At 74.6% G+C, this 24,267-nt stretch carries 21 protein-coding genes; 9 read left to right on the forward strand and 12 right to left on the reverse strand.

Going from position 1 to position 24,267, the window contains the following annotated elements; translation table 11 throughout:
• Positions 1–68 precede the first annotated feature (68 nt).
• The 7 genes from GCU69_RS01825 to GCU69_RS01855 all read right to left on the reverse strand — a co-directional run bounded on the left by GCU69_RS01825 (position 69) and on the right by GCU69_RS01855 (position 6,647).
• Positions 69–656, reverse strand: a complete 588-nt coding sequence (locus GCU69_RS01825) for a CAP domain-containing protein (protein WP_235978147.1) — start codon at positions 654–656, stop codon at positions 69–71.
• Between the two features lie 629 nt (positions 657–1,285).
• Positions 1,286–1,774, reverse strand: a complete 489-nt coding sequence (locus GCU69_RS01830; protein ID WP_098754385.1) for a GNAT family N-acetyltransferase — start codon at positions 1,772–1,774, stop codon at positions 1,286–1,288.
• 223 nt (positions 1,775–1,997) lie between these two features.
• Positions 1,998–3,308 carry an NAD(P)/FAD-dependent oxidoreductase gene (locus tag GCU69_RS01835; RefSeq protein ID WP_098754381.1) on the reverse strand — a complete coding sequence of 437 codons (1,311 nt, stop codon included), beginning with the start codon at positions 3,306–3,308 and terminating at the stop codon, positions 1,998–2,000.
• 121 nt (positions 3,309–3,429) lie between these two features.
• Positions 3,430–3,873: a DUF6343 family protein gene (locus tag GCU69_RS34495; RefSeq protein WP_306474084.1), complete on the reverse strand. Its 444-nt coding sequence runs from the start codon at positions 3,871–3,873 to the stop codon at positions 3,430–3,432.
• A gap of 135 nt (positions 3,874–4,008) precedes the next feature.
• Positions 4,009–4,452, reverse strand: coding sequence for a DUF2267 domain-containing protein (locus GCU69_RS01845; RefSeq protein WP_098754383.1), 444 nt, complete (start codon positions 4,450–4,452; stop codon positions 4,009–4,011).
• A gap of 84 nt (positions 4,453–4,536) precedes the next feature.
• On the reverse strand, positions 4,537–5,406 hold the full coding sequence (locus tag GCU69_RS01850) for a glycosyltransferase family 2 protein (RefSeq protein WP_098754382.1): 870 nt from the start codon (positions 5,404–5,406) through the stop codon (positions 4,537–4,539).
• Between the two features lie 317 nt (positions 5,407–5,723).
• Positions 5,724–6,647, reverse strand: coding sequence for a glycosyltransferase family 2 protein (locus GCU69_RS01855; protein WP_098754380.1), 924 nt, complete (start codon positions 6,645–6,647; stop codon positions 5,724–5,726).
• Positions 6,648–6,868: 221 nt separating this feature from the next.
• Here GCU69_RS01855 and GCU69_RS01860 point away from each other — a divergent pair, with 221 nt between their 5' ends.
• Positions 6,869–7,120 (forward strand): DUF6480 family protein, encoded by a 252-nt coding sequence (locus tag GCU69_RS01860; RefSeq protein ID WP_098754379.1) that lies wholly within the window; start codon positions 6,869–6,871, stop codon positions 7,118–7,120.
• 411 nt (positions 7,121–7,531) lie between these two features.
• Here GCU69_RS01860 and GCU69_RS01865 read toward each other — a convergent pair whose 3' ends face one another.
• Both GCU69_RS01865 and GCU69_RS01870 read right to left on the reverse strand, forming a co-directional pair.
• Positions 7,532–8,626, reverse strand: a complete 1,095-nt coding sequence (locus GCU69_RS01865) for an NAD-dependent epimerase/dehydratase family protein (protein ID WP_098754378.1) — start codon at positions 8,624–8,626, stop codon at positions 7,532–7,534.
• Between the two features lie 93 nt (positions 8,627–8,719).
• Entirely contained in the window at positions 8,720–10,555 is a 1,836-nt protein-coding gene (locus tag GCU69_RS01870) for a transketolase (RefSeq protein ID WP_156204945.1), read from the reverse strand.
• 117 nt (positions 10,556–10,672) lie between these two features.
• Between GCU69_RS01870 and GCU69_RS01875 the strand changes: the two genes are divergently transcribed.
• The 6 genes from GCU69_RS01875 to GCU69_RS01900 all read left to right on the forward strand — a co-directional run bounded on the left by GCU69_RS01875 (position 10,673) and on the right by GCU69_RS01900 (position 16,098).
• A complete protein-coding gene (locus GCU69_RS01875) occupies positions 10,673–12,088 on the forward strand; it encodes an FUSC family protein (RefSeq protein ID WP_156204946.1) in 1,416 nt (471 codons plus the stop codon).
• A gap of 227 nt (positions 12,089–12,315) precedes the next feature.
• Positions 12,316–14,004 (forward strand): sensor histidine kinase, encoded by a 1,689-nt coding sequence (locus GCU69_RS01880; RefSeq protein WP_235978148.1) that lies wholly within the window; start codon positions 12,316–12,318, stop codon positions 14,002–14,004.
• A 38-nt stretch (positions 14,005–14,042) separates the two neighbouring features.
• The gene (locus tag GCU69_RS01885) at positions 14,043–14,498 is read left to right on the forward strand and encodes a roadblock/LC7 domain-containing protein (RefSeq protein WP_098754374.1); all 456 of its coding nucleotides are present in this window, start codon (positions 14,043–14,045) and stop codon (positions 14,496–14,498) included.
• Between the two features lie 2 nt (positions 14,499–14,500).
• The gene (locus GCU69_RS01890; protein WP_098754373.1) at positions 14,501–14,875 is read left to right on the forward strand and encodes a DUF742 domain-containing protein; all 375 of its coding nucleotides are present in this window, start codon (positions 14,501–14,503) and stop codon (positions 14,873–14,875) included.
• Positions 14,853–15,452, forward strand: a complete 600-nt coding sequence (locus GCU69_RS01895; protein WP_156204947.1) for a GTP-binding protein — start codon at positions 14,853–14,855, stop codon at positions 15,450–15,452. Before GCU69_RS01890 ends, GCU69_RS01895 begins: the two co-directional genes overlap by 23 nt.
• 52 nt (positions 15,453–15,504) lie before the next feature.
• Positions 15,505–16,098, forward strand: a complete 594-nt coding sequence (locus GCU69_RS01900) for a GAF domain-containing protein (RefSeq protein WP_098754486.1) — start codon at positions 15,505–15,507, stop codon at positions 16,096–16,098.
• Between the two features lie 237 nt (positions 16,099–16,335).
• Here GCU69_RS01900 and GCU69_RS01905 read toward each other — a convergent pair whose 3' ends face one another.
• The 3 genes from GCU69_RS01905 to GCU69_RS01915 all read right to left on the reverse strand — a co-directional run bounded on the left by GCU69_RS01905 (position 16,336) and on the right by GCU69_RS01915 (position 21,639).
• Positions 16,336–17,556, reverse strand: a complete 1,221-nt coding sequence (locus GCU69_RS01905; RefSeq protein ID WP_098754485.1) for an acyl-CoA dehydrogenase family protein — start codon at positions 17,554–17,556, stop codon at positions 16,336–16,338.
• Between the two features lie 304 nt (positions 17,557–17,860).
• Positions 17,861–20,167, reverse strand: a complete 2,307-nt coding sequence (gene secD, locus GCU69_RS01910) for a protein translocase subunit SecD (protein ID WP_235978150.1) — start codon at positions 20,165–20,167, stop codon at positions 17,861–17,863.
• A gap of 1,031 nt (positions 20,168–21,198) precedes the next feature.
• Entirely contained in the window at positions 21,199–21,639 is a 441-nt protein-coding gene (locus tag GCU69_RS01915) for a hypothetical protein (RefSeq protein ID WP_156204948.1), read from the reverse strand.
• 279 nt (positions 21,640–21,918) lie between these two features.
• Between GCU69_RS01915 and GCU69_RS01920 the strand changes: the two genes are divergently transcribed.
• Positions 21,919–23,364, forward strand: a complete 1,446-nt coding sequence (locus GCU69_RS01920; protein WP_156204955.1) for a hypothetical protein — start codon at positions 21,919–21,921, stop codon at positions 23,362–23,364.
• Between the two features lie 38 nt (positions 23,365–23,402).
• Entirely contained in the window at positions 23,403–23,933 is a 531-nt protein-coding gene (locus GCU69_RS01925) for a DUF6328 family protein (protein WP_098754483.1), read from the forward strand.
• Positions 23,934–24,267 lie beyond the last annotated feature (334 nt).

The raw sequence follows: 24,267 nt of genomic DNA on the forward strand, positions 1-24,267 counted from the left end.
GCAGGGGCGCGGCACCCGGCAGAGGCAGGGGCGCGGCTCCGGGCCGCGGCGGGGCGGGGGCGGATCCGTCAGCGGCCGGTTGCGAAGACCTGGGTCCACCAGGGGCCGCCGCTGTGCCGGACGCCGACACCCAGCTCCTCGAAGGAGCAGTTGAGGATGTTCGCCCGGTGGCCCTCACTGTTCATCCAGCTGTCCATGACGGCCCGCGCGTCCTGCTGGCCGACCGCTATGTTCTCGCCGACCGCGGACCAGGCGTAGCCCTCGCGCCCGACGCGGTCCGCGACGGTCGACCCGTCGGGGCCGGTGTGCGAGAGCTCGCCGTCGGAGGCCATGGTCTCGCTGTACTTCTGGGCGGCGCGGTCCAGTGCCGCGCTGGCTTTGAGCGCCGGGCAACCGGCCTGTGCGCGCTCCTCGTTGACCAGGCTCAGGATCTGCCCGGCCGTGGTCCGGTCCGCCGTGCCGCCGCCGGACCCGGACGACCGAAGCGTCGTCTTGCGGGGGGCCGACGGGGCGGGAGCCTCGCGTTCCGGCGTCGCGGGCGCCTTCGACCGTGTCACCGGGGTTTCCGGGGCGCGGCTCTTCTTCTCGCGCGGTGTCGCGGACGGGCTGCCGCCGGTCCGCGAGGGGGAGGGTGTGGGCGCCGTTTCCTCGGCCATGGGGGACGCCGAGGAAACGGCACCTTCCGCGGCGGTCCGGTGATCGGGATCCGCCGGTGACGTGCCCGTGTCGTCGAGGGCGAAGCCCGCTCCGACACCCGCCACAACAGTGAGCGCTCCGGCCGCCAACGCGATTTCGCGAAGCGGCACGGAGCGCCGTCTGCCGTGGCGTGGACTCATGGTGGGGGCCTCCGGGCAGGTCGGCCGGCGGCACACCGGGTGCCGGCCATTGCGGAACTGGGACGTGCCGGTCCGACCGCGGAGTTGGACCGACCTCGCCGACGATAGGCCGCCCGGTCGAGTTCGATCACCGAAGAGGCGGGTTCTTCATGAACCCATAAGGATCCGCTCAGACAGCGCTCGGAATCGGGCGCTGAGCAGAGTCGGAGAGTCACAGCGCGCTACCTGATCCCATCCGAATCCCCCTGCGGCGCCCCCTGGCCATGCCCCTGCCCCCGCCCCCGTGCGCGCCGCGCCGCGCGTTGGTGTCCGCCTGCGCCTCCACCGCCACCGGCACGCCCGCGCCCACGACCGCTCCCGCGTTCGCGTCTCCGCCCGTGTCCGCCCCCGCCGCCCTCTCTCCTCCAGCGCCGGGGCCGTTCGCCCGTCGCCCGTCGCCCGTCGCCCGTTCAGAGTTTGCGGTGCATGATGTGCAGCCCGACGTAGCCCTTCTCCGGGTGCAGAAAGCCCTCCGGCAGGGTGCCCAGCACCTCGAAGCCGAGGGACCTCCAGAGCGCCACCGCCCTGGTGTTGGTCTCCACCACCGCGTTGAACTGCATTGCCCGGTAGCCCTCCGCCCGGGCCCACCGCAGTACGTACTCGCCGAGCGCCCGGCCCACGCCCCGTCCGCCGTGCTCGGGGGCGACCATGAAGCTGGCGCTCGCGATGTGCGAGGCGCCGCCCATGTGATTCGGGTTCATCTTGGCCGTGCCGAGCACCGCACCGGTCTCGTCCACGGCCACGACCGTGTGACCGGGCGCCCGGAGCATCCACATCTCGCGGGCGCGGTCCTCGTCCAGGTCGCGCGGATACGTGTATGTCTCTCCCGCCGCGACGATCTTCTGCTGGAACGGCCAGATCGCGGCCCAGTCGGCCGCCGTGACTTCCCTGATCTCCATGCCGGCCAGCATCGCCGATGCCGGTCCCTGCTGACCAGTGGCTTTCGGTGCCGCGGGCGCCGCGGACGGCAGGGACGGACGCGGCCGGCCCGCTCGCCGGTACGGGCCACCGGTACGGGCCACCGGTACGGGCCACCGGTACGGGCCACCGGTACGGGCCGCGGCGTGCCCGGCGGGCACGCCGGACAGCCGCGGGCACCCCGGGCCGTGCCCGGCGGGCCGGTCAGCCGCCGCTGCGGGCCGGGAGCTCGGGCGCCGTGTTCTCCAGCGGCACCGCGTCGGAGCGGACCAGGCCGAGCTGGACGGCCTGCTTGGGCAGCATCGCGTCCAGCAGCCAGTCGGCCCCGGTGCGCACCCGGTTCCCCGGCATCGACATCAGGTGGTACCCGCGGCTGACGGCCTTGGCGGCGAGCCCCGACAGCGGCAGTTGCAGCGGGTTGGCCGCCGCGCTGGCGCCGCCGAGATCCACGACGAAGCCCAGGTCGCGGTGGCGGTACGGAGCCCGCTCGCCACGGCCGTAGGAGGCCGCGATGTTGCGGGCGGCGGTCTTGCCCTGGCGCCAGGCGTGCTGGGCGGTCATCGGCGTGACCTCGCCCGGGTGGTTGAGGTCCGGGACGGCGGCGGCGTCCCCGCAGGCGAAGACCTCCGGGTGCCCCGGCACGTTCAGATACTCGTCGACACAGAGGCGCCCCTTGTCCACCGGCAGCCCCAGGTCCCCGACGAGCGGGTCCGGCCGCACCCCGACGCACCAGATCAGCGAGCGGGTCGCGACGAAGTCTCCGCTGGTGAGGTGCACGCCCTCCTTGGTCGCCTCGTCCACGGACGTGCCCATGCGGACATCGACGCCCCGGTCGGTGAGCACCCGTTCCGTGGTCCGGGCCATGTGCTCGGGCAGTCCGGGCAGCACCCGCGGGGCCACGTCGAGCAGCAGCCAGCGCGGCGGCTCCCGGTCCCGCAGCGAACCGTGCTTGCGGGCGAGCGCGTCGGTGAACAGCTTGCCGTGCGCGGCGACCTCACTGCCGGTGTAACCGGCGCCGACGACCACGAAGGTGCAGCGGGCCTCGCGTTCGGCCGGGTCGTCGCTCGCGTCGGCCAGTTCGATCTGACGGGTCATGTGGTCGCGCAGGTAGAGCGCCTCGGGCATGCCGCGGAAGCCGTGGGCGTGCTCGGTGACGCCGGGGATCGGCAGCAGCTTGTTGACGCTGCCCGCGGCGAGGACCAGACGGTCGTAGGACAGCTCGCGGTGGTTGCCCTCGGGGTCGGTCAGGCCGATCCTGCGGCCGTCCAGGTCGACGTGCTCCGCCTGGCCGAGCACCAGCCGCACGCCGGGCAGGGTGCCGGTGAGCGACACCGAGATCCGGCGGGGCTCGAGGGTCCCGGTCGCGACCTCCGGGAGCAGCGGCACGTACAGGAAGTAGTCGTGCGGGTTCACGAGCACGATCTCCGCGGCGCCCTTGGCGATCCGGGACAGCGTGCGGGCGGTCTGGTAACCGGCGAACCCGGCTCCGACGATCACGATGCGCGGTCGGCTCATGGTTCCCGTTCGCTCCTTGGTCGGTGGCTCGGTCGCAGTCAGCCGGGTGCCCCGGACCGCCGGGCCGAATCATGTTCCGGCCCGGCGCCCGCCCCGGCCGCGCCGGTGTGTTCCCCGGCGGTCAGCGGTTCCGGGGGCCGCGTTCCCGTCTCCTCCGCCGCAGGACCACCGCGAGGTCGAGAGCCGACAGCAGCGCCAGTGCCGCGCAGAGCGCCGCGACCACGGCAAGCGAACCCGCACTGGGCGCGCCGGCGGGATCCGCCGAGGCGGACCAGACGGCGAACAGCACCGCGCCGGCCACGAACACCGGCGTGTAGACGACGGCCAGCAGCAGCCGCAGCCCGAGCGCGCTGCGCGCGGTGACGGGTTCGTCCCCGGTCCGCTCCCAGCGGCGCCCCACGACACCGGAACGGGACCTCGGGACCGGGCCGCCGGGCTCCTCACCGTCCGCGGGGCGGTCGTGCCGGGAGCCGTCCGCGGGGCGGTCGCTCCCGAAGCGGTCGTCCGCGGGCCGGTCCCGGGGATCCCGGGGGTCCCGCGGCTCCTTCGGGTCCATCGGGTCCATCTGTCTCCTCCTCGTCCCCGCCGGCCCCCGCTTCCCCTGGTCTCCCGCCTTGCCCGGTGCGCCCGCCGGCTCTCCGGGGGCCTCACCTGTCGCCGGGCACGGTCGCCGGGCACGGTCGCCGGGCACGCCCGCCGGTCAGGCCCCGGGGCCGCCCGCGGCCCGTGACTCCGGGAGCAGCCCGCCGATGTCCCGCGGCAGGACGGTGCTGAGCTTGTGCATGAGTTCCGGGCTGACGGCGGCATCCAGCACCTCCAGTACGGCCGCCGCCTCCCGCAGCGCGGTCTCCTCCGTGGTGCCGGTGCGCCAGGCGATCCGGCCCGCGAAGGTCGTCAGGTCGAACCGCTCACCGTGGTCCCGGCTGTGCGCCCGCAGCTCGGGGGAGGCCTCGTGGGCGGCGGTCACCCGTTCCACGGATTCCGCCGCGCCCTCCGGCAGCTGCGCCGCCAGGTGGTCGGCGAGTCCGTCCGGCAGGCGTTCGGCGAGCGTCTCCAGCGTGCCGCGCAGAGCCCGTTCGGCCGACTGCCGGTCCGGCAACTGGGCCTGGGCCTGCACCTGGCCGGTGAGATGTTCGTAGCGCATGGTGAGCACCGCCTCCGTGGTCGTTTGCGTCGGCTCGCTTCCCGGGTGACCCCGCCGGGCCGTTCCGTAACGTGGTGGGGCGGTTCAGCCCACGTAGCGCCGCGCCGTCGAACGCCGCTGGGCCCGCTCCAGCAGCCGGAGCCGGGCCTCGACCTCCCGCGGTACGACGCTGCGCTCCCGCAGCACCCACGGCAGCCCGGCCAGCGCCAGCCGGAAGGCGCGCAGCGACGCCCGGTCCCGGGGCACCGTGCGGGCCAGGTACGCGGTGCGGCGGAGCGCGGCCGGCCAGGGGCGGCGCAGCCAGCCGAACCAGAGGGTGTTGCGGAGCCCGTTGGTGCGCCGCCCGGTCGCGTCGCGCGCGACGGACGGGGCGTGGTGGACGGCCGCGCCCTCGGCGTACACCAGCCACCAGCCGCGGACGGCGAGGTCCGTGGCGAGCAGTTCCTCCTCACCGCCCAGCCAGAGCCTCGGCGAGAAGCCGCCGACGGCCCGGAAGGCGTCGGTCCGCAGGGTGGTCGCGGCGGCCAGGAACGAGCCCAGCGCCGGGCCCGGCAGCCAGTCCGGGCCGCGGACGGGCGAGTCGCGCAGCTCCCCGACGATCGGGTCCTCGGTGCCGGCGGGCTCGACGACGATCCGGGCCGTCACACCGGCGAGCCCGGGGTGGCGGTCGAGCAGATCCGCGCAGGCCGCCAGGGAGCCCGGCGCCCACCAGGAGTCGTCGTCACAGAAGGCCACGTACGGGGTGCGGACCTGCCGTACGGCCAGGTTGCGTCCCACGGCACCGAGGTTGCGGCCCGGCCGCAGCAGCCGGGTGCGGGGGTGGCGGGCGGCGACGGCCCCGGCCGTACCGTCGGAGGAACCGTTGTCGACGACGACGACCTCGGGGTCCTCGGGCAGTTCGGCGAGCCGGTCGAGGGTGTGCAGCAGTTCCTCCCGCCGGTTCCGGGTGATCACGACAACGGTCGTCCGGCCGTCGTGCCCGGCCCGGTGCGCCGCGGCCTCCGCGGCGGGGCCGGTGCTCGCCCCGGCTCCCGTCCTCCCGGCCGGTCCGCCCGCCGCCGCGGGCCCGGGCGACCGCCGAGGCTGTCCCCGCCGCCCTCCCCGTTCCTGCTTCTTCTCCTGCTGTTCCTGCTGACGCCCGTGCTCCTGCTGCTCCTGCTGCCGCTCGTGCTCGTGCGGCTGCCGTTCCTGCTCGTGCGGCTGCCGTTCCTGCCCGTGCTCCTGCTGTCGCGTCCGCTCCCGCTCCCGTGCGGCGTCCGTCGGGCGCCCGTTCACGCCGTCCCCCGCGCTTCCAGCCGCCGGACGGCTCCCTCGACATGCGCCGGCAGCGGTTCGCGGCAGCGCAGCGCGGCGGGCAGCCGGGCGACGGCGCCGCCCAGCGCCTGCCGAGCGGTGGCGTCGGTGCGGGCGGCGGCGGCCAGTGCGGCCGTCCGCCGCAGGGCGGTCGGCAGCGGGCGGCGCAGCCATGCCGTCAGCAGTTCGTTGCGCAGCACGCGGGCCGCGCGCCGGGTGCGCGGCCCGGGGGCGGGGTGGTGGTGCGCGACGACTTCCGGGCAGTAGGCCACGCCCCAGCCGCGCGCGGCCAGATCGTAGGCGAGCAGGGTCTCCTCGCCGCCGAAGAAGAGCACCGGGTGGTAGCCGCCGGCGTCGAGATACGCCCGCCGCCGGGCCACGGCCGCGCAGCCGAGATAACCGAGGACGTCCGGACCGGGCAGGTCGCGGGCGCGTCCCACGGGGGAGTCCGCGAGGGCGGCGTTGAGGGGATCAGACCGGTTCCGCGGGCCGACGAGGGTGCGGGCGGCGAGCAGCCCGAGCCGCGGGTGGTCCTCCAGGATCCGCACCGCGTGCGCGAGGGCGCCCGGCTGCCACCAGGAGTCGTCGTCGCTGAAGGCGATGTACGGGGTGTCCATGGCGCGGACCCCCTCGTTGCGGGCGAGGGCGCCGCGGTTGGCCGGCAGCGCGAGGAGCCGGACCTCCGGGAAGCGTTCGGCGACCATGCTCCGGGTGTGATCGCTGGAGGCGTTGTCCACGACCAGGACGGGCGGCCGTTCCGGCAGCTCCAGCAGGTGGCGCAGGGTCACCGCCAGCGACTCGGCGCGGTCGCGGGTCGCGATGACCACGCCCACGGAGCCGGGCACGGGTGCCTCGCGCGGCGGCCCGGCCGTCTTCGCCTCGTCTCCCGTCGCGGACGTCATGGGTGACGGCCTCCCCTCTGCCGGGCCGGTCGCGTGTGCGCGGCCGGCGGTTTCGCGTCTGCCTGCTCCTGCTGGCTGCTCCTGCCGACTGCTGTCAGGTGTCAGGTGTCAGCTGGCCCTCTGCTGTCTGCCCCACTCCGGTAGCCCGTGGTCGTTGCGTCAAACCGGCCGAGCCTCACCCCGCGAGGTGTGAGACGCCGATCCCTGCGCACTCGGTCACCATGAACACCTCCCACCACAGCCCACCGGACCCCGATCCGGCCCCCCGCCGCGCCTCCGGCCCGGGGCCGGGTGGCGGCGTACCGCCCGGGGAGACTCCACCCGGAGAGAGCAGCATGTCCGAGGCCGGGCCGCGGGAGACCCACAACCCCACGAAGGGCTGGGCGAAGGGTCCGCTGATCGCGATCTGGCTGGTCGTGGCGCTGTTCGCGGTGTTCCTGCTGGCCATGGCCGTGTCGCTGTGGACCTCCTGAGGGCCGTGTCGGACTTCCTGAGGGCCGTGCCGCCGCGGACCTGAGCGCGCCGCGACGCACCGGTACGCCATGCCGGAGTGCTCTCACGGCTCCGGTATGCGGGCGTGCGCTCGCTCGGGTACGCCGTGCCGCATGCCGGCGCGCCCGTGCGCTTGGCCTCTCCACGTGCGCTTGGCCTCTCGCGCGCCCGGCTCCCGGTCGGACGCCGCGCCACGCGCCCGCCCGGTTCCCGGGCCGCGCGCTCCGTCCAGCCCCTCGCCCGGAGCCCTCGCGCCCCGAGCCGGACCTGTCACGCAACGCCCCGAGCCGGACCGTCACGCCCCGAGCCGGCCGACGTGTGCGCCCCGCACCTACGCGCCCGCACCCGTGCCGGTGCCCGCCCCCGCACCTGTGCCCGTGCCCGTGCCCGCTCTAGCCGCGGCTTCCCACCCCCGTTCTCAGTTCCTCCACCCGGCCCCCGGGCAGCCGGGCGGCCAGCGGGGCAGTGGACATCCCCGCGCCCTCCCGGAGCCCGCTGACGAAGGCGCCCAGCGCCTCCTCCGCGGAGTACCGGGGCCGCCAGCCCAGCTCCCGTTCCGCCCGCCCGGTGTCCATCAGCGGCAGCCGCAGCACCGCGTCGAACAGCTGGGGCGCGGCGGGCACCAGGCGCAGGTGCCAGGCGGCGGCGACCGCCGCGCGCACCGGCCGCAGCGGCAGCCGCACCACCCGCGCGTCCCACATCCGGGCGAGCAGCCGGGGATCGACGGGCGGGCCCGCCGCGAGGTTGTACGCGCCCCGGGCGCCCGGGGTCGTCACGGCCAGCCGGTAGGCCTCCGCCGCGTCGTCCGTGTGCAGCACCTGGAACCGGAGTCCGGGCAGGTCGGGGACGACGGGCAGCCGCTCGGGGCGGGGCAGGCGCTGCGGGAGCAGCGGACCGGCGAAGAGCCGGCGCTGTTCGGTGGCGGCCTCGCGCTTGAACAGGAAGCCCGGGCGCATCCGGACCACCCGGATCCCGGGACGGGCCCGCTCGAAGCCGTCGAGGGCCCGTTCGAGGTACGACTTCTCGCGGCAGTAGGCGGCCTCCGCCCAGCCGTGGGTCGGCCAGGACTCGTCGACGGGGCGGTCCTTGGGCCCGGGCGAGTAGGCGCCGACGGAGGACGCGTACACGAGCACCGGCACCTCCGCCGCGGCCACCGCGTCGAACACCCGCAGGCCGCCGAGGACATTCGTGCGCCAGGTGGTCCCGGGGTCGTGCGTGGGCTGGAACAGCCAGGCGAGGTGGATCACGGCGTCCGCGCCCCGGAAGTGCCGGGTCAGGTCCCCGAGCGAGGCCTCCGTGCCGATGTCCGTGGCGGCCCAGGTGGTCCGCTCCGGCTGCCAGCGGGGAATCCTGCGGGCCAGGCCGAGGACGGAGCCGACTGCCGGGTCCTCGCTGAGGGCCTGTACGACGCTGGTGCCGACGTTGCCCGTCGCCCCGACGACCACGACCCTCAGCCCGCCCTCGCCGCTCCTGGTTGCGCTGCTCATCCGCGTTGCTCCTTCCGGCCGTCTCGTCGCGCCGTTCACAGGCACGGGCACGGCCCCGGCCGCGCGCGGCCGTGCTGCCGTCCCGGTGCCGTCTCAGTCGCCCGCGGCGAGGAGCCGGCGGGCCGCCCCGACGATGGCTTCCGCGTCGATCCCGGCGATGGCGAGCTGCCGCTCCGCGCCGGCGGAGGCCGGCAGGTTCCGCACCGCGAGCCGTGCGACGCGGGGTGCCCGGCGGCCGTCGGTGAAGGCCTCGAGGACGGCGTCGCCGAGCCCGCCCTCGGGCCGGTGGTCCTCCACGGTGACGAAGCGGCCCGTGGCGTCGGCGGCCGTGTGCAGCGTCTCGGCGTCGACGGGCTTGACCGAGTACAGGTCGATCACCCGGGCCGCGATGTCCTCCTCGGCGAGCCGGTCGGCCGCGGCCAGCGCCTCGTGCAGGGTGACGCCGGCACCGATCAGCGTGACCTGGTCCGCGTCGGAGGAGCGCAGCACGGTGCTGCCGCCGACCTGGAAGCGCTCCTCGGGCCCGTAGATCACCGGTGTGGCGCCGCGGGACGTGCGCAGGTAGTTGACGCCCGGCCGGTCGGTCATCGCGGACATCAGGCGCGCCGTCTGGTTGGCGTCGCAGGGGTAGAGCACCGTGCTGTCGTGTACGGCGCGGAACATCGCCAGGTCCTCCAGGCCCATCTGGGAGGGCCCGTCCTCGCCGATCGCGACGCCCGCGTGCGAGCCCGCGAAGTTGAGCGAGGCGCGGCTGACGGCGGCCATCCTGACGAAGTCGTGGGCGCGGGTGAGGAAGGCCGCGAAGGTGGAGACGAACGGGGTCCAGCCCCGGGCCTGCATGCCGACGCCCGCCGCGACGAGCTGCTGTTCGGCGATGTAGCACTCGAAGAACCGGTCCGGGTGGTCCTTGGCGAAGGCGCGGGACCGGGTGGAGTCGCTCACCTCGCCGTCGAGCGCCACGACGTCGCCGCGCGCGGCGCCCAGGGCGGTCAGCGCCGCCCCGTAGGCGTCTCGGGTGGCCACGCTGTCGCCGGTCTCGTAGTGCGGCAGCACCAGGTCCTCGTGCGCGCGGTGCGGTGCCCGCACGTCGGGCGGCGGCGCCACGTCGACCGCGAGGTCTCGCCGGCCGCCGAGTTCGGCGATGGCCTCGGCCGCGTCGGGCAGCGGCTTGCCGTGCGCGCCTTCCCGGTCCTCGACGGCCTGGACGCCCCGGCCCTTCCTGGTCCTGGCGATGATCGCCGTGGGCCGCAGGGCGGTGGAGCGTGCCTCGGCGTACGCCTCGTCGACGGCCGCGACGTCGTGCCCGTCGACCTCCACCGTGTGCCAGCCGAAGGACCGGATGCGGTGGGCGTAGGCGTCCAGGTCCCACTCGTGGCGGGTCGGGCCGCGCTGGCCGAGACGGTTGACGTCGATCACCGCGGTGAGGTTGTCCAGCCGCTCGTGCCCGGCGTGCTCGAACGCCTCCCACATGGAGCCCTCGGCCATCTCGCTGTCGCCGCAGAGCACCCACACCCGGTACGGCAGCCGGTCCAGGTGCTTGCCGGCCAGCGCGATCCCCACGCCTACGGGCAGCCCCTGCCCCAGCGAGCCGGTGGCGACGTCCACCCACGGCAGCTGGGGTGTCGGGTGCCCCTCCAGCCTGCTGCCCTCGGCGCGGAAGGTCAGGAGTTCCTCGTCGGTGACCGCTCCCCCGGCCTTGTAGAGGGCGTAGAGCAGCGGTGACGCGTGCCCCTTGGAGAACACGAGGTGGTCGTTGCCGGGGCGCGCGGGCTCGCCGAAGTCGTAGTGCAGGTGCCGGGCCAGCAGGACGGCCATCAGGTCGGCCGCCGACATCGACGACGTGGGGTGCCCGGAGCCGGCCGCGTCGGCGGCCCGTACGGCGTCGACCCGCAGCTGCTGCCCGAGCTCGCGCAGATTGTCGTAGTCCATGTCGCTTCCTCGTGAACGGTCGGGGCACGGTCTCCCGCCGGAGTACCCCGCATCCGCCGGGGCATCCTCGGCAATCCGGCATGCGTGGATCGCGTCTCACGTGGCACCGGAGAGAGCATGGACTACTCGAGGTCACTGTCGTCCTTCGTCCGTACGGAGAGCAGCGCCGTGGCGCGTGCCGCGCGCAACGCCTGGTCCGGCCCGGGGCGGGAGCGGGACCTCGTCATCCAGGCCCTGAAGGCGGCGGCGGCCGCGATCCTCGCCTGGATCGTGTCGTCCTGGCTGCTGGCCGACTCCCTGGCGCTGATGGCGCCGTGGGTGGCCGTGGTGCTGGTGCAGGCCACCGTCTACCGCTCGGTCGCGCAGGGCGTGCAGCAGCTGCTGGCGATCGCGTTCGGCACCGTGCTGGCGACCGGCGCCCTGGCGCTCCTCGGTCATCCGGTGGCGGCGATGGCCGTCGTGCTGCCGCTCACGGTGCTGGTGGGGAACTGGCCCCGGCTGGGCCACCAGGGCATCTACAGTGCCACTTCGGCCCTGTTCACCGTGTCCGCGGGGGAAGCGTCGGCGGGGGACGCGGGGGAAAGGCTGCTGGCCGCGCTGCTCGGCGCGGCGATCGGCATCGGGATCAACGCCCTGGTGCGCCCGCCCTCCTATCTGCGCGACTCCCGCAAGGCGGTGGGCGGGGTCGTCGACGAGGTGGGCGACATCCTGGACGAGATCGCGGACGGGATGGAGGAGCCCTGGGAGTACGAGCGGGCGGTCCGCTGGTACGACCGGGCGCACCGGCTGCCGGGGATGATCCGCGACGTCCGGACCTCGCTGGCGTGGAGCCGGGAGAGCACCCGGCTCAACCCGGAGCGGCGGTGGAAGTCCGAGATCTCCCGGCTGACCCCGGCCTACGAGGAGGCGCTGGAGACCCTCGCCCACGTCGCCGACCACGTGGGCGCGCTCACCCGCAACCTGCTGGACGCGGCCGACCGGCGCACCTCCGATCCGCAGCCCGGCTCCGAGGTCACCGGCCCGTACGCGGGTTTCCTCCGCCGCGTCGCCACCGCGGTACGCGCCTACGGCCGGTCCGTCGACGGCCCCGAGTCGGCCCGGGAGGAACTGAGGGACACCCTGAGGTCCGCCGGTTCGCTGCACGACACGCTCCGCCGGGAACTCCCCCGCTGGGCCACCGGGAGTCCGGAGGCCGTGGCGGTGTTCGGCTCGCTGCTGATGGAGGCCCGCCGGCTGTCGGAGCGGCTGGTGCGGGACGGGGCCGGGGACGACGGCGGCTCCGGGGACGGCGGGGAGTCCGGCGACTGGGGCGGCTCGGACGGCTCCGGGGGCTCGGGAAGCTCGGGAGAGCCGGGCGGCCCCGGCGACCCGGGTGGCGCCGGGGAGTCCGGTGACTCCGGGGAGGCAGACGGTCCGGGTGGCTCCGGCGGTGCGCGTGACGCCGGCGCTCCGGCCGGTTCCGGTGGTTCCGGTGTTTCGGGCGGCTCTGTCAACTCTCTTGACACGGTGCAAAGTTCAGGCCAAGGATCTTGAGGCTACGCTGTCTGCCGAGCAGGAACCCCGCTGTTCGCCGGGTTTGCCGCCCGCCGCATGATTACTGACGCCCCAAGAGGGTGGCGTAGGGTGGCGAAGACCACAACTGCCCCTTGTCTCATGTGCGTTGACGACTAGCCTGCGGTGTCCGCGCACGGCTGGTCGAGAGGATTCCCATGCCTGCACCCCCTGCTTACGCCGCACGTCAGGAAACCGGCCCTCCCCCGGTGCGCAACGGGAAGAGACACGGCAGCCCGCCCGCCCACGAGGCGGCCGCCGACTCGGCCCTGCGCTCCCGCACCGTACGGCTCGCGGCGCTCCCCGCCCTGCTGGTCACCGTGCTGTCCGTGGGCGCCCTGGTGTTCGTGCTCCGTTCGCAGGACGACGGCGGCGACGGCGTCTCCTGGGGCGTCACCATCGGCATGGCCGTGCTCGGCTGCGGCATCGTCACCGCGGCCGCCGCGATGGGCGACGCGCAGGCCCGCGCCACGCTCCGGCGGTACGCGGCGCTGCGCCGTGCCGGTGTCCGCGGCCGGTCCGACCTGCAGGAGCTGCTGCGCAGGCTCGGCGACGGCGAGCGCATCCAGCTGCACCCGCACGCGCCGGTCCCGGATCCCGAGGGCGACGCGCTGGACCTGCTGTCGCACGAGTTCACCCGCGCCCAGCGGGCGGCCGAGGACGCGGTGGTGCAGGCCGCGCAGGTGATCCGGGGCGAGACCGACAGCGACGACAAGGTCGAGGTCTTCGTCAACCTCGCCCGGCGTCTGCAGTCCCTGGTGCACCGCGAGATCGAGCTGCTGGACGAACTGGAGAACGAGGTCGAGGACCCGGACCTGCTCAAGGGCCTGTTCCAGGTCGACCACCTCGCGACCCGCATCCGGCGGCACGCGGAGAACCTCGCCGTGCTCGGTGGCGCCGTCTCCCGCCGCCAGTGGAGCCGCCCGGTCACCCTGACCGAGGTGCTCCGCTCCTCGATCGCCGAGGTCGAGCACTACTCCCGGGTCAAGCTGGTGCCGCCGATCGACGGCACCCTGCGCGGCCACGCGGTCGCCGACGTCATCCACCTCCTCGCGGAGCTGGTCGAGAACGCCACGATCTTCTCCGCCCCGCAGACCCAGGTGCTGCTGCGCGCCCAGCACGTGGCGGCCGGGCTCGCCGTCGAGGTCGAGGACCGCGGCCTCGGCATGCCGCGCGGCGAGCAGGAGCGGATGAACGCGCTGCTCGCCGACCCGGAGCGGATCGACGTGGGCGAGCTGCTGCGGGACGGCCGCATCGGGCTGTTCGTGGTGTCCTCGCTGGCGCGCCGGCACGGCATCGCCGTGCAGCTCCAGAGCAACATCTACGGCGGTGTGCAGGCCGTGCTCGTGCTGCCGCAGGCCCTGCTCGGCAGCGACGAGACGGCCGAGCGGGCCGTACCGCACACCGCGGCCGCGCCGGCCGCCGCCGTCCCCCCGCCCCGCACGGAGCAGGTCTCGGTCCCCGCGCCGCGCCGGGAACAGGCTCCCCTGGCCGCACCGCAGCACGTCCGCGGCCCCGGCCCGATGCCCGCACCCGCCACCGCGCCGGCGGCGGCCGCCCCCGCTTCCCCTCCCCCCGCGGCGCCTCAGCACACCCGGGCCGCGGACACCGACCAGATGGCGGTACGCGCCATGGAAACGAACACGCCTCCCGCGCCCTCCGGGGCCGCGAACCGTTCCGGCGACGCCACGGGGGACCGGCCCGAACTGCCGCGTCGGCGCCGTCAGGAACACCTCGCACCGGAACTCCGCGACGCACCGCCGTCCGCGGCGTCCTCCGGCTCCGCGGGGAACGAGGCGGAGCACAACCCCGAGCTGATGGCCGCGTTCCGCCGCGGTTTCAGCCTCGCGGACCGTCCCGAAACACCCGACGAGAACCGCACGGACACCCCTTCCTGAACCCCCGCAGGCTCCTATCCGAGGAGAAGAACGCTTTCATGGTGAGCGACATGCGCACCGGCCAGAACTCCGACCTCTCCTGGCTTCTGACCGGCCTCGTCCAGCGCGTGCCCCATACCCGCAGCGCGCTGCTGCTGTCCTCCGACGGCCTCGTCAAGGCCGCCGACGGCCTCGACACCGACAGCGCGGACCACCTCGCCGCGCTGGCGTCGGGCCTCTACTCCCTCGCCCGGAGCGCCGGCATGCGCTTCGACGACGGCGGGGACGTCCGGCAGGTGGTGGTGGAACTCGACTCCTCCTTGCTGTTCGTCTCCACCGCCGGTTCCGGCGCCTGTCTCGCGGTGCTGGCGGGCCGTGAGGCCGACGCGGCCGTGCTGGGCTACGAGATGGCCATGCTCGTCAAGAGCGTGCGCCCGTACCTGGTGACGCCCGCCCGGCAGTCCGCCGCCCCGCAGACCGACGGCGGAGTGCACCAAACCGGTCTGGGGCGCTGAGGATGCCCGGAGCGCGGGACGGAATGTGGCTGGACGACGAGGCGGGCCGGCTGGTCCGCCCGTACACGGTCAGCAACGGGCGCACCCGTCCCTCGGCGCACTTCGATCTGCTCACGATGGTGATGGCCACCGGCAGCCAACCCGAGAACTATCTCGGCCCCGACCACGCCCAGGTTTTGGAGTTGTGCGACGACCCCATGTCGGTGGCCGAGCTGTCCGCCCATGTACGGCTCCCCGCGGTCGTCACCAAGGTCCTCCTCTCGGACCTGGTCGACTGCGGGGCCGTGACCACGAAGGCTCCCCGTACGGTGGCGGCCGTTCCGAACGACATGAATATTTTGGAGGCGGTGCTGCATGGTCTCCGCAAGCGGCTCTGATCCCTTCCCGACCGCTCTGAAGATCCTGGTCGCGGGGGGCTTCGGGGCGGGCAAGACCACCTTTGTCGGCGCGGTCAGCGAGATCGAGCCGCTCAGCACGGAGGAACTGCTCACCCAGGTGAGCGCGCGGACCGACAGCCTCGCCGGGGTCGAGAACAAGTCGACGACCACCGTGGCGATGGACTTCGGCCGGATCACCCTGGACGAACGGCATGTGCTGTACCTGTTCGGCACCCCCGGCCAGGAACGGTTCTGGTTCATGTGGGACGAGCTGTCGAACGGCGCGCTGGGCGCGGTCGTGCTCGCCGACACCCGGCGGCTCGACCAGTGCTTCGCCGCGGTGGACTTCTTCGAGCGCCGCGGCATCGGATTCGTCGTGGCCGTCAACGAGTTCGACGGCTCGCACCGCTACACCCCGGACGAGGTGCGGGCGGCCATCGATCTGCGGTCCGACGTCCCGGTGGTGCTCTGTGACGCCCGGCAGTGCAACTCCGGTACCCAGGTCCTCGTCGCGCTCGTCCAGCACCTGCTCACCACCGTCGCCGGCTCCCCGGCGAAGGCCGACCTGCTGCGCTGAGAACCCCCGTGCCCGCCCCCGATCCCCCGCTACGCAGCCGAACGGAGCACTTGTGTCCACACCCTCCCCGTACACGTCCTACGACCCGACCGGCCACCTCCTGCTGACTCCCCAGGACGGCGAGGCCCCGAAGCGGGCCACCCGGCTGGCCGAACTCGGCATCGGGGACGCCCCGGTGCCCGAGTTCGACGAGTTCGCCCGCGAACTCGCCCGGATCACCGGCGCGCCGTACGCCATGGTCAACTTCATCGACGAGCACCGCCAGTACTTCGCCGGGCTCTACACCCCCGGGGACCAGCACGCGGGGGTCGACATCAGCCCCGCGCAGCAGGCGTCGCAGCCGGGCCGCGTGATGGCCCGGGACCACGGCTACTGCCCGCACGTGGTGGTCCGCCGCAAGGCGCTGGTGCTGGAGGACGTCTGCGACTACCCGCGGTTCGCGGGCAACCCGGTCGTCGACGAGATCGGCATCCGCTCCTACCTGGGCGCCCCGCTGATCGACCGTACGGGCATGGCGCTCGGCACGATCTGCGTGGTCGCGCAGGAGCCGCGCCCGTGGGGGCGGCAGGGCCTGGAGACCATCAAGTCGATGGCCGCCGAGATGGTCGACCAGATCCACCGGCGGGAGTCCGGCCACGGCATCTGACGGGCCGACGGGGGACGGTCCGCGGACAGCGGCACAGAGGGCCACGGCAGCGTCTGCCGTGGCCCTCCGCCGTCTCCGCGTCCGCCTCCGCCCGCGCCGCGTCCGGTGCGTCCGGCCCGCGGGGGCGGGAGCCCTTCCCGGGGCCCGTGCGCGCCCTCTCGGGGGCTCCGTACGCCGCCACGGGCCGTCCGTGTCCCGGCACGGCGCCGCCGTGCGCCCGCACGGGGCCGCGGCCGGTCAGTGCACCGGCTGGGGCTCGACGGTGCGCACCACCTCGGACAGCTTCTCCGACCAGGAGCCCTTCGCGCCGCCGAGCGCCACCTCTCCCAGCCGCAGCAGTTGGATGTCGGAGGTGCCGGCCGGGGCGAAGATGTGGAACGCGTCGCGCACGTAGCGCTCCAGCGGGCGGTCGGTGAACAGCCCGCTGGCCGCGTGGATCTCCATCGCGCTGCGGGCCGAGTCGAGGGCGTACTCGACGTTCAGCAGCTTCGCGTTCATCAGCTCCGCGTCGCAGGGCAGGCCGCGGTCGAGCAGGTGGACGGCGTGGTAGGCGGCCAGCCGCGCGGTCATCAGCCGGGACTGCATCTGGCCGACCTTGAGCTTGATGTTGTTGAGTTCGGCCAGGGGCTTGCCGTACCGCTCCCGCTCCGTGCAGAAGGCCGTGGTCTCCTCCATGATCGCCTGGTGGATGCCGAGCGAGACGGCGGCGAGGTTCGACCGGCCGTAGAGCACGCTGGAGGAGTAGGCGACGGACAGGCCGTCACCCTCCTCGCCGAGCCGGTTGGCGGCGGGTACCCGGCAGTCGTCGAAGATCAGCTCGCCGAAGCTGAAGCCGTGCAGGCCCATGGCGGGCTGCTGCTCGCCGAGCGAGAAGCCGGGTGCGTCGGACTCGACCAGAAAGGCCGTCAGCCCCTTGGAGCCGGGGCCCGTGCGGACCACGACGCCGTGCAGGTCGCCGACGTGGCTGTTGCCGACGAACACCTTGCGCCCGTTGAGGACGTAGTGGTCGCCGTCGCGGACGGCGGTGCCCTCCATGCCGAGCACGTGCCCGCCGGACTGCGGCTCCGTCACGGCGATGGTCGGCAGGCACTCGCCGGCGGCGATCCTGGGCAGCCAGGTCTTGCGCTGGGCGTCGTCACCGAAGTGGACGATCTTGGCGACGCCGAGCTGGGACGCCTGCACCATGGCGCCCATGGCGCCGCTGACGCGGGCGAGTTCCTCGATGATGATGGTTTTGGCCAGGTGCCCGGCACCCATGCCGCCGTAGCCGGGATCGATGGTGGCACCGATCCATCCCTGCCGGGCGATCAGGCGGGAGATCTCGTGGGAGACGGTGCGCGACGCCTCCATGCCGGGTATCCGGGGACGTACCTCTTTCTCGGCGAACTCACGGACCCGTCGGCGCAGTTCATGATGCCGACGGTCGGTGAAGCAGGAATCCACGGCAAAGCCCCTCATCCGCGTCTTCCCCGCGCGGGAGGACGCGGGGACATTGTGGCCCACGGCGACCGCCCCGTCACAGTTCGCCGTGGGCAACATCTTTCGACAGGAAACCACCTCAAGCCAAGATCGTTGTTGATCTTTGGCTGAAACTCCCGCTGTTGTGTTCTGCGCCAAGCTGTGCGATGGCGTTTCAGCGACCGCTGTCCCTTAGGGCGGTTTTGTTCGTTTCGATATTGATTGCGTGAACATGTTTGGTCCACGGAGCCCCGGACGACCAGGTACTTTCCCGGCCCTCCGGGGCTTGCCGAGACGCTGCGGGTCAGACTACGGCCCCATTGTCACCGGACTGCCGCTCCACCGACTTCTTTCCGCCTGCGGACGGCTTCGTGGCCGAATCTTTTCGCTTCACCGGAATGGCACGTTCCGAACAGCGTTCTTCCAGCTCAACGGCCATGGGGGTGGCGGTGAACACCGACGAGTACGTCCCCACGACGATGCCGATCAGCAGCGCCAGGGCGAAGTCCGTGAGCGAGTCCCCGCCGAGCAGGGCCAGGGCGGCGAGGATGAACACGGCTCCCGTACCGGTGTTGACAGTGCGCGGCACGGTCTGGAGCACGGCGGTGTTGGCCACCCGGGCGAACGGGGTGCCGCGGTGCCGGGCCCACAGCTCGCGCACCCGGTCGAAGACCACGACCGAGTCGTTCACCGAGTAGCCGATGACGGTGAGCAGCGCCGCCAGGAACACCCCGTCCACCGGCTTGCCGAGCCAGGCGAAGACGCCGGTGAGGATCAGCACGTCATGGGCCATGGCCGCCACCGCGCCGATCCCGAACGTCCAGCGGAAGCGGACCGCCAGATAGCCGAGCTGGGCCAGGAGCGCCACCCCGAGGGCGATCAGGGCGTTGCGGCGCAGCTCGTCCCCGAGGCTCGGGCCGATCAGCTCGTCGCGCAGTTTCTCCGCGCCGCCGCCGGGCCCGGCGAGCGCTTCCCGCACCCGGGCCTCCTCGGCGTTGGTGAGCTCCTCGGTCCGTACGGAGATGTCGCCCTCGCCGGAGGACTGCACCACCGCGCGCGGGAAGCCCGCGTCGGAGACCGCCTCGCGGGCCCGTTCCGCGTCCACCGGCCGGTTCGTCGCGTACTCCACGAGCCGCCCGCCGGTGAACTCGACACCGAAGTCCAGGCCGCGCACCACGATGCCGCTCGTGGCGAGGACCACGGCCGCGGCCGAGACGGCGAGCCAGCGCCTGCCGTGCCGCATCAGATCGGGACTCCGGCGGGTGATCCAGGTACGGACCCGGCCCACCGCGGCGATCCCGGTGACCGCCGGGCGCCGTCGCACCCACGTCCGGTCACCCGCGAACCCGGTGAGCGCCCGGGCCACCACGAGCGCGCTGACCATGGACGCCAGCACACCGATGGACAGGGTGACACCGAAGCCCCGGACCGGTCCCGAGGCCAGGAAGAACAACAGGACCGCGGCCAGCAGTGTGGTGACGTTGGAGTCCGCGATGGCGCTGAACGCGTTGCGGTACCCGGACGTGAGCGCGGTCCGCAGGCTCTTGGTACGGCGCGCCGCGTACTCCTCCCGCGCCCGCTCGAAGACGAGCACGTTGGCGTCCACCGCCATGCCGATGGCCAGCACGAAGCCGGCCAGGCCGGGGAGGGTGAGGGTCGCGCCGACGGCCACCAGCGCGGCGTAGGAGATGAGGCCGTAGGCGGCCAGGGCGATCGCCGCGAGCCCGCCGAAGAGCCGGTAGACGAACAGGATGAACAGCGAGGTCAGCGCCACGCCGATGACCGCGGCCCAAGCGCTTGCCTCGATGGCGGCGGCACCGAGCGTCGGGCCGACCGTGCGCTGCTCCACGGTCTCCACCGGCACCGGCAGCGCCCCGCCGCTGATCAGCAGCGACAGTTCCTCGGCCTCCTGCTGTCCGAAGCTGCCGGTGATCTGGGTGGAGCCGCCCGCGATGCCCGCCTCGCACCGCACCGACGGGTCGACCTGCGGTGAGGAGATCACCTTGTCGTCGAGGACGATCGCGACCCGCCGGGCCGGGTCGCCGGGTGCGGCGCAGGCCGCCTCACCGGTCAGCCGCTGCCACTCCTTGCCGCCCGCCCCCTTCAGGTCGAGGGAGACGAACCAGCCGCCTCCCGTCTCGGAGTCGAAGCGGGCCTCGGCGCCCTCGACGCCCTCGCCCGTCATCCGGGTGGGGCCGAGCCGCAGCGGACGGCCGTCCTCGTCGTTGAGGGTCCGCCCCTCGTCCTTCTCCGCGCCGTCCTCGCCGTCCTCGCCGTCCTTCCGCTCGGTGGCTGGTTCCCCGGCCCCCAGGACCGGGTGGAAGGAGAGCTGCGCGGTGCGGCCGAGCACCTTCTCGGCCTCGCGCGGGTCCTGCACACCGGGCAGTTCGACGATGATCCGGTTGTCCCCGGAGCGGGTGATGCCGGGTTCGGTGACGCCGAGGGCGTCGATCCTGCGCCGGAGCACCTCCAGTGTCCGGTCGGTGGCCTCGGCATCCGCCTCGGCCTGTGGCGAGTCCCGGGTCTCCAGGACGATCTGGGTGCCGCCCCGCAGGTCCAGCCCCAGCCGGGGGGACTGGGTGAGGGCGAGGAAGAGCGCGACGACGGCCAGGGCGACGACCGCCCGGACGACGTTGCCGCGGCCGGGCCGCGAACGGCCCCGTCCGGAGGGTTTGGGACGGGGCCGGCCGGACGGCCGGGCGCGGGTGCGGTCTGGTTCTCGGTCTGGCACGGAATTGCCTCCAGCGGGCTCGCCGCGGGCCCGTCCGGGGCACGGCGGCGGAAAGTGACGGTGGTCATCGCCGGAATGGGGCGCGCAGAGGAGGTCCGCCGGCCGCGGGCGCACCGCGGCACGGCGCGACGGCGACGCGCGGTGCGCGTGACGCGGTGCGTGTGCCGCCTGCCGCGGTGCACATGAGCCGTACCGCGGTGCGGTGCGCGCGGGTCCGCGGACGCGTGACCCGGCCGGCACGGCCGTACGGCGGCACGGCAGGCGCGCAACGCCGCCGGCACCGAACGACCGCACGCACCGGACGCCCGCAGACGCCCGCAGGCACGGCCCGCAGGCACCCGGACGCCACCGGCTCGCCGGCATCACGGACGCCGAACGCGCCGCGGACACAGCACGTATCGCGGACACAGCAGGCACCACAGGCACCGGCACCGCGGCACCGCAGCCGTGGCCGGCCCGGCCGCCACCGCGGGCAGCCGCGGCCAGGGCGGCACGCACGCGGCCGGCCGTTGGCGGCACCCGCTCGCGGTCGCCGCCGCGGTCCGGGTCGCTGAAGCCGTAAGCCGTACGAAGCCGTACGGGTACGGCGGCGGGCACGGACGGCGGGGACGGCCGAGGCGGCGAGCCGCCCGGTGCGGTGACCACGGAGCGTCCACCGGAGCCGAGCGGAACCCGCGCCGCGGAGCGCGGCGGCGGCGACGCCTGGCGAGCAGGCCTCGCGGTATCGCCCCGCGGTATCGGCTCGCGCTCTCGACCCGCGCAGCGGAACCGCCTCGCGAAGCGGAACCGCCTCGCGACCGCGCCCGGGCTCGGCAGCCGGACAAGCGGGCCGCACGAGCGAGCCCGTCCGGCGGTCGCCGGCATTCCGGCCGCCCGCACGGGCCCGGCGGACCGGTCCGCCGGTGACCGCGCTAGCGGAGCGCCATCTGCCGGTGTGCGGTACGGGACCTCTGGAGCGCCCCGTCGTCCGGCGGCGCACGGCCGCGCGTCGTCGCCCGGTGCGCGGTCGCCGCCGAGCCGTACGGCGCCGACGCGGCGCCCGGGCCGGGATCCGTACCGGCCCGGGGCCGGGGCGGCGGCAGGAGGAGCGGAGGCCCGTGATGCGGGGTCAGGTGTTCGCCGGCGGAGAGCGTGGCCGCCCTGCTCTGCTGGCCGAGCACGCCGGTCAGCGCGGGCCGGTCGGTGCCTGCGTGGTGCGCGGACGCGGCCCGGTCCGCAGGTCCGGCGGCGCTCGCGGCGCCGGTGAACAGCGGGCCGCCGAGCAGCACGGCCAGCACCGTCAGCAGTGCGGAGAGGCCACGGGGCCGGGGGCGGCGGGACACGGGCCGGGAGCCGGCGGGGCGCACGTCCATGCCGGTCCTCCCCTCCCCCGCCGTCCGGCGGTGCTCGTGTCCGTCACCGGTCCCGGGAACGGTTCCGGCGCTGGCGACGGGTCCGTCCGGTGGTGCCGGGGCCGCGCTCGTCGTGACGAGTATGCCTGCTCGGGCGCCGCGTTTCGATCGGCCCGGCCCGGATCGCGTGAGGGCGGGTTCCGGCCGGTCCGCCACGGGGTTGCGCCGCCGCGACGGCAGCCGCGTTCCGGCCCGTGTGCCGACGCGTCACGAAACAGCGGATACGGTGATCCGGTGGCGATGAACGGGGACGAGACGGTTCCGGGGGCCGCGCTGCTCTTGGCGGCCGCGCCCGCCGGCAAGGGACGGCTGGTGGACGCCGCTGCGGCGCTGCCCGCGCTGGCCGCGGTGCGGCCGGGGATACTCGCGGGCACGGCCGCCGCGAGCGTGGTGGAGCTGGTGGAGCCCGCCGACCCGCAGGTGGTGCTGACCCGGCTCCGGGTGGCTGCGGCCGTTCCGGGCCCGCTGTTGGTGCATCTGATCGGGCAGCTCACCCTGGACCGCAAGCAGCAGCTGCCGCACGTGGCCCTCGCCCGCACCACTCCGGCGACCGCCCGGTACACCGCGCTGCCCTGGCACTGGCTGTCCGCGGAACTCCAGCACCGGCGGCCGGGCACCACCACGGTCCTCGCCGACCTGGTGGCCGACCCCGCCGCCTGGGCACGGCTCCCCGCCCTCGGCGTGGCCGGGGCCGATCTGTACGGCGTGGTGACGCCGCCGCCGGGCCGCCGGGACGACCTCGCGGAACCGCTGTACAGCCGGGCGGTCGCCGACCTCCTCCGCCCCGCCGCTCGGCGCCCGCCGGTGGCGGACCTGCACGCGCTCGCGGTGTCCCGGGCTCAGCTCTCTCCCGAGGTGCGCTTCCTGACCCTGCCGGGGACACCGGCCGGGGGAACGACACCGGCGCCGGCACAAGTCCCCGCTCAGCCCGGCGCGCAGGCACCGGCACCGGCACAGTCCACCGCGCAGGCACCGGCGCAGGCGCAGCCCGCCGCGCGTTCTCCGGAACAGGCCCCGGCACGGTCGGCGCGGGAGCCCGCCGCGCAGCCGCCGGGTCGGGCCGCGGACACCGGCGCGTCGGCGTCCACGCCGGAACCGCGGCAGGCCACTCCTCCGATCCCGGCTCCCCCGGCGCGGCCGCACGACACGGCCGGGTCCGTACCGGAACGCACCGCGGGGACCGCCGCCGCTCCCGTACCGCGGCAGGCCACTCCCCCGAGGCCCGCGTACCCCCCGGCGGAGACGCAGCAGCAGCCGCCGGACCCGCACCCTGCGATACTCGCCGCCGCCCACGCCGGGCGGCACGGAGAGGCGGCGGCGATGGCCGCGGCCTGGGAGCAGTACGCGCTGCGCAACCACGGCCCGTCGTCCGTGGAAGCGGGGCACTGGCTCGAGGTCCGGGCCGACCTGGCCCGCCTCGCCGGTGACTTCGCCCGCTCGTGCGAGCTGTGGATGGCCGCCGCCTCCGCACGGCTAGGCCGCGGCGAGCCCGCCGACGCGGCGGACGTGGTGGCGGCCGTCGACCGGGCCCACCACTGCTGGGAGCAGCTCGGCGAGCCCGGCGTCTCCGGCGGGCTCGCACAGCAGTTGCTGCCGCTGCGCCGCCGGGTCCCCGGACCGCGGCCGGGCGCGGTCGAGGCGCTCGAACGGCGGATCGGTTCTCGGAGCGCTGCCCGGGCAGGCTGAGAACACCGCAGGCGAAGGAATTCAGGAGGCCGTCCCCCATGCCGCACGCCTATGAGCCCCCTACCGGCCGTGACGAGACGAAGGAGGAGCAGGCGGACCGCAAATGGGGCGAGCTGCTCCAGGAGGTCCGGGTCGCCCAGACCGGCATCCAGATCCTGCTGGCCTTCCTGCTGACGTCCGCGTTCTCCCCGCGCTTCCCCGAGCTGGACGACTTCGGCCACGACCTGTACGTGGTGACGATCATGTTCGGCGCCGGGGCGACGGGCGCGCTGATCGCGCCCGTCACCCTGCACCGCATGGTGACGGGGCACCGGCTCAAGCCGGAGACGGTGCTGTGGGCCTCCCGGATCACGATGGTCGGCCTGGTGCTCCTGCTGTGCACCGTCGGGGCGGCGCTGACGCTGATCCTGCGCTTCGTGATCCACGACTCGTTGGCGGTCTGGCTGGCGGCCGCCGTGCTGCTCTGGTTCGTGAGCTGCTGGTTCCTGCCCGCGGCGTGGCTGCGCCACCGCAACCGGCAGTTGCAGTCGGCGGCGCGGGGGACGGACGGCGGCAACGGCGGCAACTGACCCCGGCCCGGCCCGGATCGCGTACCGGACCGGAGCGCGTACCGCACCAGGGCCGGTACCGGAGCGGATCCCGGGGGCACGGAGAGACCACTGGGCACGGCGGATCCCGGGGCACAGGCCGGATCCCGGGGCACGGGCCTGCTCCCGAGGCACTGGCCCGATCACTGCGCACGGACCGGATCCCGGGCTGAACCGCGATCGGCACCGCGAACCCGGCACCGGCACCGCTCGGCAGCCGCCACCGCCCCGCCCACGAGCCGGAGGCACGCGCCCGGAGCCCGCGCACGCCCCGGGAGCCGCCCACCTGCCGGGAGGGCCGCCGTGTCCTCGTCCC

The organism is Streptomyces lycii (assembly GCF_009735685.1).
Classification (GTDB): Bacteria; Actinomycetota; Actinomycetes; order Streptomycetales; family Streptomycetaceae; genus Streptomyces; species Streptomyces lycii.

Bases quoted from the DNA above. Each gene is read 5' to 3' on its own strand.
- GCU69_RS01890 (WP_098754373.1), top strand. From the start codon at position 14,501: ATGCCCGGAGCGCGGGACGGAATGTGGCTGGACGACGAGGCGGGCCGG.
- GCU69_RS01905 (WP_098754485.1), bottom strand. From the start codon at position 17,556: ATGAGGGGCTTTGCCGTGGATTCCTGCTTCACCGACCGTCGGCATCAT.
- GCU69_RS01855 (WP_098754380.1), bottom strand. From the start codon at position 6,647: ATGACGTCCGCGACGGGAGACGAGGCGAAGACGGCCGGGCCGCCGCGC.
- GCU69_RS01845 (WP_098754383.1), bottom strand. From the start codon at position 4,452: ATGCGCTACGAACATCTCACCGGCCAGGTGCAGGCCCAGGCCCAGTTG.
- GCU69_RS01875 (WP_156204946.1), top strand. From the start codon at position 10,673: ATGGACTACTCGAGGTCACTGTCGTCCTTCGTCCGTACGGAGAGCAGC.
- GCU69_RS01885 (WP_098754374.1), top strand. From the start codon at position 14,043: ATGGTGAGCGACATGCGCACCGGCCAGAACTCCGACCTCTCCTGGCTT.
- GCU69_RS01915 (WP_156204948.1), bottom strand. From the start codon at position 21,639: ATGGACGTGCGCCCCGCCGGCTCCCGGCCCGTGTCCCGCCGCCCCCGG.
- GCU69_RS01895 (WP_156204947.1), top strand. From the start codon at position 14,853: ATGGTCTCCGCAAGCGGCTCTGATCCCTTCCCGACCGCTCTGAAGATC.
- GCU69_RS01925 (WP_098754483.1), top strand. From the start codon at position 23,403: ATGCCGCACGCCTATGAGCCCCCTACCGGCCGTGACGAGACGAAGGAG.
- GCU69_RS01835 (WP_098754381.1), bottom strand. From the start codon at position 3,308: ATGAGCCGACCGCGCATCGTGATCGTCGGAGCCGGGTTCGCCGGTTAC.
- GCU69_RS01865 (WP_098754378.1), bottom strand. From the start codon at position 8,626: ATGAGCAGCGCAACCAGGAGCGGCGAGGGCGGGCTGAGGGTCGTGGTC.
- GCU69_RS01825 (WP_235978147.1), bottom strand. From the start codon at position 656: ATGGCCGAGGAAACGGCGCCCACACCCTCCCCCTCGCGGACCGGCGGC.
- GCU69_RS01830 (WP_098754385.1), bottom strand. From the start codon at position 1,774: ATGGAGATCAGGGAAGTCACGGCGGCCGACTGGGCCGCGATCTGGCCG.
- GCU69_RS01860 (WP_098754379.1), top strand. From the start codon at position 6,869: ATGAACACCTCCCACCACAGCCCACCGGACCCCGATCCGGCCCCCCGC.
- GCU69_RS01870 (WP_156204945.1), bottom strand. From the start codon at position 10,555: ATGGACTACGACAATCTGCGCGAGCTCGGGCAGCAGCTGCGGGTCGAC.
- GCU69_RS34495 (WP_306474084.1), bottom strand. From the start codon at position 3,873: ATGGACCCGATGGACCCGAAGGAGCCGCGGGACCCCCGGGATCCCCGG.
- GCU69_RS01920 (WP_156204955.1), top strand. From the start codon at position 21,919: ATGAACGGGGACGAGACGGTTCCGGGGGCCGCGCTGCTCTTGGCGGCC.